Source organism: Neobacillus sp. 204, assembly GCF_046562815.1.
In the GTDB taxonomy this organism is placed as follows: domain Bacteria; phylum Bacillota; class Bacilli; order Bacillales; family Cytobacillaceae; genus Neobacillus.
This window is the reverse complement of sequence record NZ_JBJORY010000002.1, coordinates 281,191-296,816: the sequence shown is the minus strand read 5'-3', so window position 1 is coordinate 296,816 and position 15,626 is coordinate 281,191. Positions and strand designations below refer to the sequence as shown.

Annotated in this window: 16 protein-coding genes and 1 riboswitch; of the genes, 8 read left to right on the top strand and 8 right to left on the bottom strand. The window is 38.5% G+C overall.

The window, feature by feature from the left end:
• Positions 1–128: 128 nt before the first annotated feature.
• Positions 129–269, top strand: a complete 141-nt coding sequence (locus ACJ004_RS05475) for a hypothetical protein (protein WP_410891636.1) — start codon at positions 129–131, stop codon at positions 267–269.
• A gap of 43 nt (positions 270–312) precedes the next feature.
• Here the strand turns inward: ACJ004_RS05475 and ACJ004_RS05470 are convergent, their stop codons facing one another.
• The 3 genes from ACJ004_RS05470 to ACJ004_RS05460 form a co-directional block, all read right to left on the bottom strand.
• Positions 313–1,320, bottom strand: a complete 1,008-nt coding sequence (locus tag ACJ004_RS05470) for a tyrosine-type recombinase/integrase (RefSeq protein WP_410891635.1) — start codon at positions 1,318–1,320, stop codon at positions 313–315.
• A gap of 96 nt (positions 1,321–1,416) precedes the next feature.
• Positions 1,417–2,721 (bottom strand): nucleobase:cation symporter-2 family protein, encoded by a 1,305-nt coding sequence (locus ACJ004_RS05465; protein WP_410891633.1) that lies wholly within the window; start codon positions 2,719–2,721, stop codon positions 1,417–1,419.
• Positions 2,721–3,314, bottom strand: a complete 594-nt coding sequence (locus ACJ004_RS05460; protein ID WP_410891631.1) for a xanthine phosphoribosyltransferase — start codon at positions 3,312–3,314, stop codon at positions 2,721–2,723. The genes ACJ004_RS05465 and ACJ004_RS05460 overlap by 1 nt, the downstream gene beginning before the upstream one ends.
• Positions 3,315–3,449: 135 nt before the next feature.
• A riboswitch (purine riboswitch) is annotated at positions 3,450–3,551 on the bottom strand.
• Between the two features lie 209 nt (positions 3,552–3,760).
• Here ACJ004_RS05460 and ACJ004_RS05455 point away from each other — a divergent pair.
• Entirely contained in the window at positions 3,761–4,759 is a 999-nt protein-coding gene (locus tag ACJ004_RS05455; RefSeq protein ID WP_410891629.1) for an NAD(P)H-dependent flavin oxidoreductase, read from the top strand.
• A gap of 183 nt (positions 4,760–4,942) precedes the next feature.
• Here the strand turns inward: ACJ004_RS05455 and ACJ004_RS05450 are convergent, their stop codons facing one another.
• On the bottom strand, positions 4,943–5,230 hold the full coding sequence (locus tag ACJ004_RS05450) for a hypothetical protein (protein ID WP_410891627.1): 288 nt from the start codon (positions 5,228–5,230) through the stop codon (positions 4,943–4,945).
• Positions 5,231–5,654: 424 nt separating this feature from the next.
• On the opposite strand from ACJ004_RS05450, the gene ACJ004_RS05445 reads away from it, so the two are divergent.
• Together ACJ004_RS05445 and ACJ004_RS05440 are read left to right on the top strand one after the other, a co-directional pair.
• Complete coding sequence (locus ACJ004_RS05445; RefSeq protein ID WP_410891625.1) at positions 5,655–6,845, top strand: glycine C-acetyltransferase; 1,191 nt, start codon at positions 5,655–5,657, stop codon at positions 6,843–6,845.
• Positions 6,846–6,881: 36 nt separating this feature from the next.
• Entirely contained in the window at positions 6,882–7,826 is a 945-nt protein-coding gene (locus ACJ004_RS05440) for an L-threonine 3-dehydrogenase (protein WP_410891623.1), read from the top strand.
• A 105-nt stretch (positions 7,827–7,931) separates the two neighbouring features.
• On the opposite strand, the gene selD is transcribed toward ACJ004_RS05440, so the two are convergent.
• On the bottom strand, positions 7,932–8,999 hold the full coding sequence (selD, locus tag ACJ004_RS05435; RefSeq protein ID WP_410892128.1) for a selenide, water dikinase SelD: 1,068 nt from the start codon (positions 8,997–8,999) through the stop codon (positions 7,932–7,934).
• A gap of 128 nt (positions 9,000–9,127) precedes the next feature.
• On the opposite strand from selD, the gene ACJ004_RS05430 reads away from it, so the two are divergent.
• A complete protein-coding gene (locus ACJ004_RS05430; protein WP_410891621.1) occupies positions 9,128–9,367 on the top strand; it encodes an Rdx family protein in 240 nt (79 codons plus the stop codon).
• 95 nt (positions 9,368–9,462) lie between these two features.
• Here the strand turns inward: ACJ004_RS05430 and ACJ004_RS05425 are convergent, their stop codons facing one another.
• Entirely contained in the window at positions 9,463–9,861 is a 399-nt protein-coding gene (locus tag ACJ004_RS05425; RefSeq protein ID WP_410891619.1) for an Hsp20/alpha crystallin family protein, read from the bottom strand.
• A gap of 148 nt (positions 9,862–10,009) precedes the next feature.
• Here ACJ004_RS05425 and selA point away from each other — a divergent pair, with 148 nt between their 5' ends.
• Complete coding sequence (selA, locus tag ACJ004_RS05420; protein ID WP_410891617.1) at positions 10,010–11,416, top strand: L-seryl-tRNA(Sec) selenium transferase; 1,407 nt, start codon at positions 10,010–10,012, stop codon at positions 11,414–11,416.
• 95 nt (positions 11,417–11,511) lie between these two features.
• Here the strand turns inward: selA and ACJ004_RS05415 are convergent, their stop codons facing one another.
• Positions 11,512–11,649 carry a small acid-soluble spore protein P gene (locus ACJ004_RS05415; protein WP_410891615.1) on the bottom strand — a complete coding sequence of 46 codons (138 nt, stop codon included), beginning with the start codon at positions 11,647–11,649 and terminating at the stop codon, positions 11,512–11,514.
• 112 nt (positions 11,650–11,761) lie between these two features.
• On the opposite strand from ACJ004_RS05415, the gene ACJ004_RS05410 reads away from it, so the two are divergent.
• Positions 11,762–12,031 carry a hypothetical protein gene (locus tag ACJ004_RS05410; RefSeq protein ID WP_410891613.1) on the top strand — a complete coding sequence of 90 codons (270 nt, stop codon included), beginning with the start codon at positions 11,762–11,764 and terminating at the stop codon, positions 12,029–12,031.
• 161 nt (positions 12,032–12,192) lie between these two features.
• Here ACJ004_RS05410 and sspO read toward each other — a convergent pair whose 3' ends face one another.
• The gene (gene sspO, locus ACJ004_RS05405) at positions 12,193–12,345 is read right to left on the bottom strand and encodes a small acid-soluble spore protein SspO (RefSeq protein ID WP_026567316.1); all 153 of its coding nucleotides are present in this window, start codon (positions 12,343–12,345) and stop codon (positions 12,193–12,195) included.
• A gap of 332 nt (positions 12,346–12,677) precedes the next feature.
• Here sspO and acnA point away from each other — a divergent pair, with 332 nt between their 5' ends.
• Positions 12,678–15,383, top strand: coding sequence for an aconitate hydratase AcnA (gene acnA, locus ACJ004_RS05400; protein WP_410891611.1), 2,706 nt, complete (start codon positions 12,678–12,680; stop codon positions 15,381–15,383).
• Positions 15,384–15,626: the final 243 nt, after the last annotated feature.

Here is a 15,626-nt window from a genome sequence, read left to right as displayed (position 1 = left end):
AAAAATTACTGGTCAGAGAAGACCTCCATGTAACAGAAGACGAACTAGAGAGCCGAATTTAGATTTAATGGCTAAAGCAATAATTAATTTGTATCATCAAACAAGAGAATTTTAGAAGGATGTACTAGATGAGAAAGAATGATGAAAAGACAATATACATTAAAGGTGTAGGGAATGTAACATCTGTCGGAGAATTAGATGTAGAGAAACTAATTCTCCGACTATTGAAAAGCAAATACATTACTGGCAGGAAATATAAAGGGAAATGAATTAAAAAAGACGATACCCATTAAAGGATCGTCTCTTTTAAGTTTATCTTAATTTACCCCTTCGTTTAACCTTTACTAAAGGACTATATAACTCATGCTGGTTTTTTATTGTCTGTTCGTCAAAATGGACATATTTTTTAGTTGTACTAATTTGACTATGCCCAACTATAGACTGGACAGCAAATATTGAGGCTCCTGAAGCTAACATTTCTGTAATAGACTGCCTTCGAAAATCATGACAAGTAAATGACTTTGTAATTCCTGCTTTTTTAACATATCTGTTTAAATTTCTTCTAAAAGTATCTTCTGACATCGGTTCCCCATACCAATTCAAAAACAATTTCTTACTATCAAAGTGCGTCTCATTTTCCGTTATTAATTCAATTAACATTTTAATTACTAAGCCTGATAGGGGAATTATTCTTGATTTTCTTCCTTTAGCCTTTTCAGAAGGTAAGATGATCCTTCTTCCACTTAGGTCTAAATCATCAACAGTTAAACTTATAGCTTCTTTAATCCTTAACCCTGAATCATATAAAAGAAACATAATACACTTATCACGAAACTGAGGATATTGATCTGTGTCAGGCACATTAAGTAATTTCAGTATTTCAGTTTCATTTAGAGGTTCAAATATTCTTTCGTCCTCTTTAATAAATTTCACTTGTTCTGGTGGATTAATATCTGTTAATTCTTCTTTGAATAAAAAGTTATAAAATGTTTTAAGAAATCTTAATCGGGCATTTGTTGTTTGGATAGATAGTCCATATTCTTTTGTCTTGTAGTTAAAATGCTCTTCTCTAAGATAGTTAATGTATTGTCTTACAATTTGAGTAGTTAAAGCATTAACGTTTACAATTTCCTTTTGAAATTCACTTAACCATTTACTGAAAAAATTATAATGCTCATGGTAGCTTACAATTGTAGGTTTTCTTAACCCTTCAGCCTTCTTTGAGGAAAGAAAATATTCATAAGCCTGTGCAAAAGTAAAATTGACTTTGTTCGATTCCTCTTCATTTACTGTTCTACTTGTAAGTCTTTTTCGTTTCATTTACGTCACCCTCAATACACATTTTATTAAGAAAATGTAGGCAACGTATCAACGTATTTTTGGTCTTAATATGTGGGATATATCGTCTTTTTGACTTTAAGAGGTAATTTGATTATTTACTTGCTTCATTTGCTTTGTTGACTTTGAAACATTGAAAACAATGTTTAGGAATATAGCAGTAAGGCTTCCTGTTACGATCCCGCTGCTTGTTAGAATTTTCACTCCTTCTGGCAGGTGGGAAAACATATCTGGTACGGCAGTTACGCCCATTCCCATACCCACAGAACAAGCAATGATTAGAAGATTTTCTTGGGATGTAAAATCTACATTGCCTAGCATTTTAATTCCATACGCGATGACCATTCCAAACATCGCCACCATTGCACCACCAAGAACAGGTGTTGGAATAACAGTAGTAAACGCAGCAATTTTCGGAATAAATCCAAGGAATACTAACATACCACCCATTGTATATATGACGTTATTAGTCTTTACTCCTGAAAGCTGGACAAGTCCAACGTTTTGAGAGTAGGTTGTGTATGGAAATGCATTAAACACCGCACCGATGATACTTGCAAGACCCTCCGCACGATATCCTCTTGATAAATCCTTCTCAGTTAGTTTTTTTCCAGTGATATCACTTAAGGCGAAATATACTCCAGTTGATTCAACAAGACTAACAATGGCAACGAGAGTCATCGTAATGATCGGAGTCCATTCAAAGGTAGGTGTGCCAAAATAAAAGGGCTTTACCATGTGGAACCAAGATGCATCAGCTACGGCTGAGAAATTAACTTTCCCCATAAAAGAAGCAGCCAGGGTACCACCAATTAATCCAAGTAAAATAGAGATAGAGCGAATAAAACCTTTCGTAAATCGATAAAGCAAGATGATAAACAGCAACGTTCCGAAAGCTAAGCTGATATTTGAAATGCTGCCAAAATCAGGGCTGCCTTGACCACCAGCGATGTTATTCATCGCTACAGGAATCAAGGTAATCCCAATAATCGTTACAACTGAGCCAGTGACAACAGGAGGGAAGAACTTAATTAGCTTCCCAAAAAATTGAGAAATAACAATGACGATAAGACCAGAAATAAGAATCGAACCATAAATTGCGGAAATACCAAACTGTCCACCGATCGCGATCATAGGTCCGACAGCGGTAAAGGTACAGCCAAGTACAATTGGTAAACCAATTCCGAAAAAGCGATTCTGCCAAACTTGTAAAATCGTCGCAATTCCGCACATAAAAATATCGATTGATACTAAGTAGGTTAATTGGTCCCCTGAAAATTTAAGCGCTCCGCCGACAATGAGTGGGACGATGACTGCGCCTGCATACATCGCTAAAACATGCTGAATACCTAATGAGGTAATTTTAAATGGATGTTGTTTCATTAGATTAATTCCTCCACATTTTCATTGATAAATGTCACTTCTCCGTTTAAAAGTGAGGCAACCCTAGCTAAGGATTCTACTCTTAAACCTAGGTCCTTTAATTTTTGTGCACCGTGTTGAAATGATTTTTCGATGACAATGCCAATACCGGCAACTTCCGCACCACTTTGTTGAACGATTTTTACTAAACCAAGGGCAGCTTCTCCATTAGCTAGGAAATCATCAATGATCAGGACTCGATCACTTTCATTCATGTATTTATTTGAAACGGAAATCTCGTTTGTTTCATTTTTTGTAAATGAGTATACTGATGCTGTAATTAAGTCATCGACAAGTGTCAACGATTTTCTTTTCCGTGCAAATATTACAGGGACATTCATATATAAACCGGCCATGACAGCAGGGGCAATACCTGAAGATTCGATTGTCACAATTTTGGTAATGCCATCATCTGCAAAAATCCTAGCAAACTCTTTTCCAATTTCAAGCATTAATTGTGGGTCGATTTGATGGTTTAAGAAAGAATCTACCTTTAAAACATGATCCGATAGAACCTTTCCGTCTGAGCTGATTTTCTCTTCTAGTAATCTCATGTTTGTTAACTCCTCTATTAAATAATAAAAGCCCAAAGGTCATTGCCTCACAACAAAATAATTGAGTGAGGTAATGACCTTTGGGCTTCGTTGCCAAAAGAAATGGAATGAGCGCACATCTTAAAAAAGACGACGACTTTCCTATTACCCACTCATAGTCAGATTGTTTACGGCAATCCGGTAGAAACTTGCGGGCCATATTCCCGCGATTATATGAGTGAAACGATATGAATTTATTCACATTATACGAGCAGTTAAAAATTAAATCAATAGCTTTTTCGTAAAAAACGAACATTTTAATTTTTTATTTACTCATCGTTCGTATATTACAAATGATTTTTTCAGCTTAAATAAAAGGCTAACTCCAAGATTGAATAACCATTCATTTTCAGGTACTATTAGAGTGTAAATTTATTCAGAAAATTCTAAAATAAAGGGTGAAAAAAATGAAAAAATCTATTCCAGAATCATGGTGGAACCAACTGAAATTACCGGTCATTTCGGCACCAATGTTTTTGGTGTCAGGCACCGAACTTGTAAAAAACTGCTGTCTAAATGGTGTCATCGGTTCTTTTCCTGCTCCAAATGCAAGACCAATCGAAGTACTAGATCAGTGGATGGGACAGTTAAATGCGGAGTTGGAAGAGGCGCGAGCCCTCGAACCTAATCGAAAAATTGCCCCTTGGGCCATGAATATGGTTGTACATAGCTCCTACAGCCGCCTCCAGGAAGAACTGGATTTGATTAAAAAGCATCAACCGCAATTGGTGATTACCTCGTTAGGAAGTCCAAAAGTAGTCGTCGATATTGTTCATGAATATGGCGGGCTCGTCTTCTCAGATGTGAGTGATTTGAAATTTGCTAAAAAAGCGGCAGAAGCTGGTGTCGATGGCTTAATTTTGGTGGCAAGCGGAGCAGGGGGTCACGCTGGACAAATTAACAGCTTTGCCTTTGTGGATATGGTCCGAAATTTCTGGGATGGAATTATAATCCTCGCTGGCTCAATTTCAACGGGCAAAGGGATTTTAGCGGCACAAGCGGCAGGTGCAGATCTTGCCTATATGGGGACAAGATTTATCGTGGCAACCGAAAGTATGGCTAATAATGAGTACCGGGAAATGCTTGTTGAAGCCACACAAGAGGATATCATTTTAACCGATGCTTTCTCTGGAGTTATGTGCAATATGCTGGTACCTAGTATTAAAAAGGCGGGATTAGACCCAGAGAAACTTGTCAAAAAAGACCAGGTAAATTTTGATAGTATGCAAAGAGAAACGAACGCGAAAGCATGGCGCGATATTTGGTCAGCAGGCCATGGCGTCGGAACCATCCATAAAATTGAACCAGTATCAGAAATAATTAATTGTTTAGAACAAGAATACAAAGAAGCATTGCAAAATATCAATCGAAATGCCGGGAAATTAAGTTCAGTGTCGGTAAACTAAAGCAATTAAATCATCTAAAAAGGGACTCGCATTGTTGGGTCCTTTCTTTCTATCGAATATCTTCTACATATAGAACGGAACTATTTCAGCAAATGGTTCCGTTCCTATTTCAGCTTATATGCCCGTTGGCCAGGTCGCTAAAAGACGCTGGCTTTTTTCACGTTTTGAGGTTAGAAGACTTTGTTACTTTTTGTTTTTCTCTTTTGTGACCATCTTGATCACTTTATAACCTGGTTTCATCTTAATCTTTTGGACTCCATTATTAGTTGTAACATGGAACATAGTAAATTTCCGAGGCTGACGTTCGAGCACGTCGATTTTTTTAACCGTCTCTTTGCGAAAATATTTATGTATTTTCTTTGTTTGCTTCTCATCCTTTTCTCCGTACAGGAAATCGTAAGCGGCAATAATAATAAAAATAAAGACTGCGCCAATAAAAAGTGTATAAAGGGTAGAATACAATAATGACAAAATTGACATCCTTTCTTTCTAGCGAGCGAGATTGCTTAAGGTTATTAAAAAAGGCTATTTTCGCATTAATTGTTTTTTTTCGTATAAGTTCATTAACCCGTATAACTTTATGCTTAGCAACAAAGTTTACGAAAAGAGCCTTAAAAACCATTATAACGTAAAGTGTGCGATTATTAAAATAAGGAATGAGGTCCTTGGTTTTTTCTTTAGAAATAACATAATTTCAAATTGGGTACTTTAAAAGAATAAAAATATTTTTCATTTTTGTCCGCTAGATATGAACAACTTTAAAAATTTATGTTAAAATATACAATAGGAATCCTTTAATACCGCTATTTAACAGGAATATTAACGTCCGTCTGAAACGGACAATTGTTTTTCCGTAAACGACAATACTAGTTTAAAGAATTAGGGGGAATGAAATATGTCTAGTCATATTTTGGAGCAATTTTTAAATGAAAATCTAGAGGATTTAAAAGGAAAAGGGTTATACAATGTCATTGATCCACTCGAGAGCCCGAATGGTCCCGTTATCACCATTAATGGAAGAGAACTTGTCAATCTTTCTTCCAATAACTATCTAGGTTTAGCAACGGATGAGCGCTTGAAAAAAGCAGCAGCCGAGGCTATTGAAAAATATGGTGTAGGGGCAGGGGCTGTACGGACGATTAATGGAACGCTTAAGCTGCATGTTGAACTCGAAGAGAAATTGGCTGAATTTAAACATACCGAAGCAGCGATCGCCTACCAATCTGGATTTAATTGTAATATGGCGGCTATTTCCGCTGTAATGGATAAAAATGATGCGATTCTATCGGATGAATTAAATCATGCGTCGATTATTGACGGCTGTCGGCTTTCGAAAGCAAAAATAATCCGTGTTAATCATTCCGATATGGAAGATTTACGTGCAAAAGCAAAAGCAGCAAAAGAGTCTGGTCTCTACAATAAGATTATGGTTATCACCGACGGCGTCTTCTCAATGGACGGCGATATCGCCTTACTACCGGAAATTGTGCAGATAGCTGAAGAATTTGATTTAATCACTTATGTCGATGATGCCCATGGTTCAGGTGTGCTGGGTGATGGAGCAGGGACCGTCAAGCATTTTGGTCTTTCTGATAAAATTGATTTTCAAATTGGCACTTTATCCAAGGCCATTGGCGTAGTTGGCGGATATGTGGCTGGCAGGAAGAATCTTATTGATTGGTTAAAAGTCCGCAGCCGCCCATTCCTATTTTCAACTTCACTTACTCCTGCCGATGTAGCAGCGAGCAAGAAGTCGATTGAAATCCTGATGGAAAGCACGGAACTTAACAAGAAGCTTTGGGAAAATGGAAATTATCTTAAAAAAGGCTTGAAAGAGTTAGGCTTTAATATTGGTAATAGTGAAACGCCGATTACTCCTTGTATCATTGGTGATGAAGCACAAACCCAACAATTCAGTAAACGTTTGAATGAAGAAGGGGTTTATGCCAAGGCTATTGTCTTCCCAACTGTACCAAAGGGAACCGGACGTGTTCGTAACATGCCAACTGCTGCACATACAAAAGAAATGCTCGATCAAGCGATTGCAATATATGAAAAAGTCGGCAAGGAAATGGGCGTTATCTAATTTTTTAGCTTAATTGAAGAGGACGGAGAAACGAAAATGAAGCGTATTTTAATCACAGGTGCATTAGGGCAGATTGGATCAGAATTAACTTTAAAGCTACGAGACATTTATGGAGCGGATAATGTTATTGCGACAGATATTAAAAAGAATGACAGTGAAGCCGCCCAAAGTGGTCCGTTTGAGACGGTCGACGTAACAGATGGAAACAGAATGGTTGAAGTAGCTAAAAAATATAACGTTGATACGGTAATGCACTTAGCAGCCTTATTATCGGCTACTGCAGAAGCGAAGCCTGTATTTGCCTGGAATTTAAATATGGGCGGACTGATGAATGGACTTGAAACAGCAAAGGAATTAAAGGCACAATTTTTCACCCCAAGTTCAATTGGTGCTTTTGGACCTTCTACTCCTAGGGACAACACCCCGCAAGATACGATTATGCGTCCAACGACGATGTACGGGGTCAATAAAGTGGCTGGGGAATTATTGTCTGACTACTATTTCCAGAAATTCGGTGTTGATACCCGTGGCCTGCGTTTTCCGGGATTAATTTCCTATGTTGCGCTTCCTGGTGGAGGAACCACGGATTACGCTGTTGAAATTTACTATGAAGCCATCAAAAATGGAAAATATTCTTCTTATATTGATAAAGGTACCTACATGGATATGATGTATATGCCAGATGCCTTGAACGCGATTGTTGATTTAATGGAGGCAGATTCAGCTAAATTAATCCACCGCAATGCATTTAACGTTACAGCGATGAGTTTTGATCCTGAAGAAATCGCTGCTTCGATTGCTAAGATTGTTCCTGGATTTGAAATTTCATATAATGTGGATCCGGAGCGCCAAAAGATAGCAGAAAGCTGGCCGAATTCCATTGATGCTAGCGCAGCAAAAGAGGAATGGGGCTTCAAATACGCGTTTGACCTGGATAAAATGACGAAAGACATGATCGAGAAGCTGCGGCAAAAGCGATAAACAGAAAAATCCTGGGCCAATATGGTCCAGGATTTTCTCTTAATAAAGGTGATTGGTTATTTTTCCAAACATAAAAAGAAACAGCAAAACCAAATGGCTTTGCTGTTATCTTCTCACATATATATATTTATCCTTTTTCTCGGTAACTCTTCCGACAATCGAAGCATAAGCTAATCCTCTGGATCTAAGCTTATCAACATATTCAACGGCTTCCTGCTCATTAAGGGCAACAAACAGACCGCCAGAGGTAATCGCATCGCAAAGGAGAAGTTGTTCCTCTGGAAGGATATCCTCATATACAACGTCATCCGCTAACCATTTATGATTCGCCTTTGAACCGCCGGGAACCACACCATTCTCCGCTAATTCAAGAGCACCTTCTAAAACTGGTACTTGTGCGAGGGAAAATTCAAAACTTACCTCACTGCCGCGAGCCATTTCACTGCCATGACCTAGTAATCCAAATCCAGTCACATCTGTGACAGCGTGAGGATGAAAATCTGTTAAAACTTCAGATGCCACTTTGTTTAAAGTAGCCATAGTTTCCGTTACAATTTGTTCCTGTTCAGGGGTTACCGCCGATCTTTTGATACCAGTTGTGATAATTCCAACACCGATTGGCTTAGTTAACACAAGGACATCACCTGGCTTAGCCCCGACATTTTTCCAAACTTTATCTGGATGGACGATTCCTGTAACGGATAGTCCGAATTTTGGTTCTTGGTCATCAATAGAATGGCCGCCAACAGTAATCGCCCCAGCTTCTTTTACTTTATCAGCTGCGCCACGAAGGATATCAGCTAACATTTCAGCCCCTAACTTTTTAATTGGGAAACCAACGATATTCATAACGGTTTTAGGTTCTCCGCCCATGGCATAAACATCGCTTAATGCATTGGCTGCCGTGATTTGACCGAACATATATGGGTCGTCAACGATTGGGGTAAAGTAATCCACTGTTTGGATCAAGGCGATAGAGTCGGTAATTTGGTAAACTCCTGCATCATCAGATGTATCAAGTCCCACTAATAATTCAGGAACAGGTTCTTGTTTTGGTAATTGACGCAAAACTTGCGCCAGGTCTTCAGGACCAATTTTACAGCCTCAACCAGCTTTTGTTGACAAAGAGGTCAGGCGAATTTTATCTAGTTCACTCAACGTGTCCACCTCCATTTTTATAGTATAACTCTTTCCAGGTAAATCCGCACGAATAGACAAAAAATTTGTAGTGGCAGTGGGAATGGGATAAAATATTAACTCTATCATGATGTAGTAATCACACTTTTGGGAGGGTATTTTTTATGAAGAATTACCATATAATTGTAGAATTTTGCATGCAATGAAATTACGCACCTAAAGCCGCGAGTTTCGCGGAAGAGCTATTTAACCATTTTTTCAGAGACATACAAAAGTTAGAACTAATACCAAGTTCAGGCGGCGCATTTGAAGTAACAGTAAATGGAGAGAAAATCTATTCCAAGCTTGATACAGGCGTTTTTCCAGATACAGAAGAAATGATTAAAGTCATTTCCAAAAAATAAAAGCAGCCCTCTTGTCCAAATGGATAGGAGGGCTCTATTTTACTAATAATAATATTATGTTAACTGTGGCGTAAAAAATAAAGCCACAAAATAACTCAAGGCAGGGTAATAAATCTACTTTTTCCTACACAACTATCTATTTTCGAAATGACCACTTCTAATGTTCCATTCGTAAAAGTTGCATATACGGTTTGATTAACGACCAGAAAGGGAAAGTTTATAGACCGGACACGTTTTTGTTGTTTCATGGAAGGGGGGTATTGGGTTGCAGATATCACTAATTTATTTCCTTCTATATATACCTTTATCTCAGAAGCCTCAAATTCACTTAAGATGGCCTCAACGATCCATTCCTTATCAGTTTCATAAAGATCGATTTGAAATTGTGTTTCATCATAATAGGCTGTAAGCGGATCAAGAAAATATTCTTCCAACCATTTTTCTACGATTTCAAAGTCAAAGCTTTGATTTTTTCGTTGTTTCTTTTTTGACATATTTAATCCCCCTTGCTCGTTTCATTTTATTCAGTAGGGATAAAAACGTGAAAATGATGTGATATAATTGGGAATGCGGAAATGACCCATTTGGCCGGCCCGTGAATTTTAGTATAGACAAAGAACGATTAATAAAGGAGTTTTTATCTTGAAAGAATGGCTACGCTCGTTACCAGCGATCCATGAACTTCAAAATACTGAGAAGTTTTTGAATCTGCTTAAAGAAAGTCAGCTGGATCGAATGAATTTGACCAATCAACTTAAAGATGTCATTGATACCATTAGGGGAGCAATTCTTAATGACAAGTGGACTGGTTCTAGGCCAGGGACCAACGAATTTAATAATGAACTGTTTTCACTCCTCGAATCAAAAATAAATAAACAGTATTCCTATACCATTGAAAGAATCATTAATGCGACAGGAACAATTTTACATACGAATTTAGGAAGAGCTAGATTGAGTGAAAACGCTATCAATCATGTCATTGAAACGGCAAGGAACTATTCTAATCTAGAGTATAAGTTGTCTGAAGGTGAAAGAGGTTCACGACATAGTCATGTTGAAGCGTTTATTAAAGAAATCACCGGGGCAGAAGCGGCCATGGTCGTTAATAATAATGCCTCTGCCGTTTATCTTGTCTTAAGAGCCCTAGCTGCCAAAAAAGAAGTTATTGTTTCTCGGGGGCAACTTGTTGAAATTGGCGGTTCGTTTCGAATTTCCTCAATCATGGAAGAGAGTGGGGCGAACCTAGTTGAAGTTGGCACCACCAATAAAACGCATCGGTATGATTATGAAAAAGCTGTCAGCCCAGAAACAGCAATTGTCATGAAGGTACATACCAGTAACTTTAAAGTGATTGGATTTACCAAATCAGTTGAAACAGAAGAACTTATTGATTTAACGAAACGATTGGATAATGTTATTTTTTATGAAGATCTCGGAAGTGGTGCATTATACGATTTCAGAAAGCATGGAATTGGTGAAGAACCGGTCGTAAAAGAGGTCATTGAATTAGGGGCAGATGTTGTATCTTTTAGTGGTGATAAGCTCCTTGGCGGGCCACAGGCAGGGATTATTGCTGGAAAAAAAGAAATCATTGATCGCCTGAAAAAACATCAGTTAGCACGTGTGTTACGGGTGGATAAAATGACGTTAGCTGCCTTAGAGGGGACGTTAATTGACTATGCCCGCGGTGAAAATGGTCTAATAAATATTCCAACGGTTCGGGACTTATTAGTTTCTCTCGAAGAATTAGACGTTCGAGCACAGTCTTTCGTTACAAACTTATTACAAAATACCAGAAAATATGTTACAAAAATTACAGAGGCAACCAGTCAAGTGGGTGGGGGAACAATGCCTGATGTAGAGCTTCCAAGCATGGTCATAGCCTTAAAACATGATACACTGACAGCAGAACAACTGGGAAGGAAGCTGCGAACAGAAGCGAAACCAGCAATAGTCGGACGAATTCAAAAGGATGAATTTATCATTGATTTACGAACAGTGACTCCTGAAGAAGAAGCCCACTTACTTCAAGCATTAATCAATATTTAAAATTATCGAGGGAAACCCCGGCACTTGAACAAAGTGCTGGGGCTTTTTATTAACCAAATTCAGCTCCCCATACATCATAGGGTGCTTCGTTTTATCTACATATCATGATGAGTATTATGTTTGGCTCTTGTATGGTTGCGATTCTTTACTTTTTTAGACCCACTTAGAGGTTCAGGCTGACCGGATTGTTTTGGTGCATTTTTTCGCATGTCTTTGCTATCATTTTTGTTCATTTTTCATCCCTCCTATATGTTAGGATGCAGTCATTAAGTCCTTTTATACCGTATATTTTTTGTTGTTCTGTGCAATTTAACGGTAAACAAAATGAAGGAGTGAATGAAGCAAATGCAAAAATTTCCATACAACAAAGATAAACAACAGGCCTTTCAAGCAGCACAGCAAGGGTATGAGAATGCCCAAGGACTATTTGAGACGATTGTGAATGATAGTGCAAGTTATGGTCATCAATTGAAGCATCTAAAAGACGAAGTAAATGAAGCCTACCAGCAGATCGCGAATGCAATGGAAGTGGCATCTGAACATCAACGGGCGCAATTAGAGCGTTTTCAACAAGATTTGCAAAGCATGGTATCAGAAGTAAATCAGGTGGAATAGAAAAAGCAGGCGGGATGCCTGCTTTTTGATTTCTGAATCTAGCTTGAGCGCCTAGGGGCTCGGGTCATAAGCCAATCCGTCAAGAAGGTTAAAGAACAACCTTCTCGCCGGCTCGTCTTATGCCTGTCGCCCCTATGCAAGTCGCTTCCGCTTTTTGAAGTTTATTGATTTTTCTTCCGCTTTTTGTTATTCATTCTTTCCTTGGCAGTTAATTCTGGTTCACTGGCCATTTCTTCGTTAAAACCAGCGCCTTTTCCTTGCCCTTTGGCTGCATTCATTCCTGGAATTACATGATTAGACTTTCGTTTCACCATTATCTATACACCTCCTACACCATTACTATCTCCTTCGTGGCAAAAATAATGACATTTAAAAGGTTTTTTGAGATAATATTAGTGAAAATTTTGTTTTTTCCCGAGCTGCTTTCTTATCAGCACAGATGGTGTTTTTTGAATTTTCAGAACAGAATACATAAAATAACATAAGTGAAACTTATCAATAACAATAACTTTCTTGTTATTTACTTATGAAAAAGGTTGTATTAAGATTAGAATTGCGAGAAAAGTTAAGCAGGATGGGAAAATTCAGACTTTTCGACTTTTCGTTAATTATGGTATATTATGACGAATCAGGGGGTTTTTAACACATGGTTAAAAATGATGTATTTAACGCACGTGCTTCTTTTGAAGCCAATGGTAAAGTTTATCACTATTACCGTTTAAGTGCACTTGAAGAGGCAGGAATCGGAAACGTTTCTAAATTGCCATACTCAGTAAAAGTATTACTTGAATCTGTACTTCGCCAATATGATGGCCGCGTAATTGCAAAGGAGCACGTTGAAAACTTAGCTAAATGGGGAACAGCTGAACTTAAAGAGGTAGATGTTCCATTCAAACCTTCACGTGTTATTCTACAAGACTTCACAGGAGTTCCAGCGGTGGTGGACCTTGCTTCTCTAAGAAAAGCAATGGCTGACCTTGGCGGTGACCCAGATAAAATTAATCCTGAGAAGACAGTAGACCTTGTTATCGATCACTCAGTACAGGTTGATGCTTATGGATCTACTGATTCTTTACGAGTAAACATGGATCTAGAATTTGAACGTAACGCAGAACGCTACCAGTTCTTAAGCTGGGCGCAGAAATCATTCAACAACTATCGCGCAGTTCCGCCTGCAACAGGGATCGTTCACCAAGTTAACCTTGAATACTTGGCTGATGTTGTTCATGTGGCAGAAGTTGATGGTGAATTAGAAGCATACCCAGATACATTAGTTGGTACAGACTCACATACTACCATGATCAATGGTCTTGGTGTCCTTGGCTGGGGCGTTGGCGGTATTGAAGCTGAAGCTGGAATGTTAGGACAGCCTTCTTACTTCCCAGTACCTGAAGTTGTTGGTGTTAAGTTAACTGGTGAACTTCCAAATGGAGCAACTGCCACTGACTTAGCCTTAAAAGTAACTCAAGTACTACGCAGTAAAGGTGTAGTTGGAAAGTTCGTTGAATTCTTCGGCCCTGGTGTATCCGTACTTCCACTTGCAGACCGTGCAACAATTGCCAACATGGCTCCTGAATACGGTGCTACATGCGGATTCTTCCCAATTGATGATGAATCTCTAGCGTATTTGCGCTTAACAGGCCGTGAAGAGGATCAAATCAATGTGGTTGAACAATACTGCAAAGCAAATGGCTTATTCTTTGATCCAGCTTTAGAGCCAGTTTACACAAATGTAGTAGAAATCGACCTTTCTGAGATTGAGGCAAATCTTTCTGGTCCTAAACGTCCTCAAGATTTACTTCCTCTTTCAAAAATGAAAGAAGAATTCGTTAAAGCTGTTTCAGCACCACAAGGAAATCAAGGCTTTGGCTTACAAGCTGATGAGCTTGATAAGTCTGCTACGGTAAAATTCAACAATGGTGACGAAACAACAATTAAAACCGGGGCAGTTGCGATTGCATCCATCACAAGTTGTACAAACACATCTAATCCATACGTTTTAGTAGGTGCTGGTCTGGTTGCGAAGAAAGCTGTCGAATTAGGAATGGAAGTTCCAAAATTCGTAAAAACTTCTTTAGCACCAGGATCTAAGGTTGTAACTGGATACCTTCGTGATTCTGGATTACTTCCATATTTAGAGCAAATCGGCTTCAACCTTGTTGGTTACGGCTGCACAACATGTATCGGTAACTCCGGTCCATTAAAAGAAGAAATTGAAAAAACAATCGCTGAAAACGATCTTTTAGTTACATCAGTTCTTTCTGGTAACCGTAACTTCGAAGGACGTATTCATCCGCTTGTTAAAGCAAACTACCTTGCTTCACCACCATTAGTTGTTGCTTACGCACTTGCTGGTACTGTAAACATCGACTTCGCTTCTGAAGCTCTCGGTAAAGATAAAGATGGAAACGATGTATTCTTCAAGGATATCTGGCCATCAACTGCTGAAGTTAATGATGTAGTTAAACGCACGGTTACTCCTGAATTATTCCGCAGCGAATATGCGAACGTATTCGGGGACAATGAGCGTTGGAACGAAATCAAAACAAGCAATGAGCCATTATATACTTGGGATGAAGATTCAACCTATATTGCCAACCCACCGTTCTTTGAAGGCTTATCACCTGAGCCAGGGACTGTTGAACCATTAACAGGACTTCGTGTTGTTGGTAAATTCGGTGATTCTGTAACAACTGACCATATTTCACCAGCAGGAGCTATTGGTAAAAATACTCCAGCAGGAAAATATTTGCTTGAAAAAGGCGTTGCCATTCGTGACTTTAACTCATACGGATCTCGTCGTGGTAACCACGAGGTAATGATGCGTGGAACTTTTGCAAACATTCGTATTCGTAACCAAATCGCACCAGGTACAGAAGGTGGAGTTACAACTTACTGGCCAACAGGCGAAGTGACTTCTATTTACGATGCTTGTATGAAGTATAAAGAAAACGGAACTGGTCTAATTGTTCTTGCTGGTAAAGATTACGGAATGGGCTCTTCACGTGACTGGGCTGCCAAAGGTACAAACCTGTTAGGCATTAAAACAGTTCTAGCTGAAAGCTTCGAACGTATTCACCGTTCAAATCTTGTGTTAATGGGCGTGCTTCCACTTCAATTTAAAGAAGGCGAAAGCGCTGAAACACTTGGTTTAACTGGTAAAGAAACAATCGATGTTCAAGTAGACGAAAATGTAAAACCACGTGACCTTCTAAAAGTAACGGCAACTGACGAAGCTGGTAACAAGAAAGAATTTGAAGTTCTTGTTCGTTTTGACTCTGAAGTTGAAATTGATTACTACCGTCACGGTGGAATTCTTCCAATGGTTCTACGTGAAAAATTACAAGCTTAATATTAAAACACCATGTCACTTGGCATGGTGTTTTTTAATTTTATTGAAATGATTGACAATCTTTATCTATTTTTAATAGAATTAATATAACAAACGAAAAGGAATGATTAAGGGCCCATGAAATTATAATCTTATTTTTCAGACATGATTCGAATAACGAAAAATGTTGAACCTGAAGAATAGGATTAATCTGTCCTTTTTTATGTCCTAATCGTAGAGATGCTTATACAACAAAACCTTTGT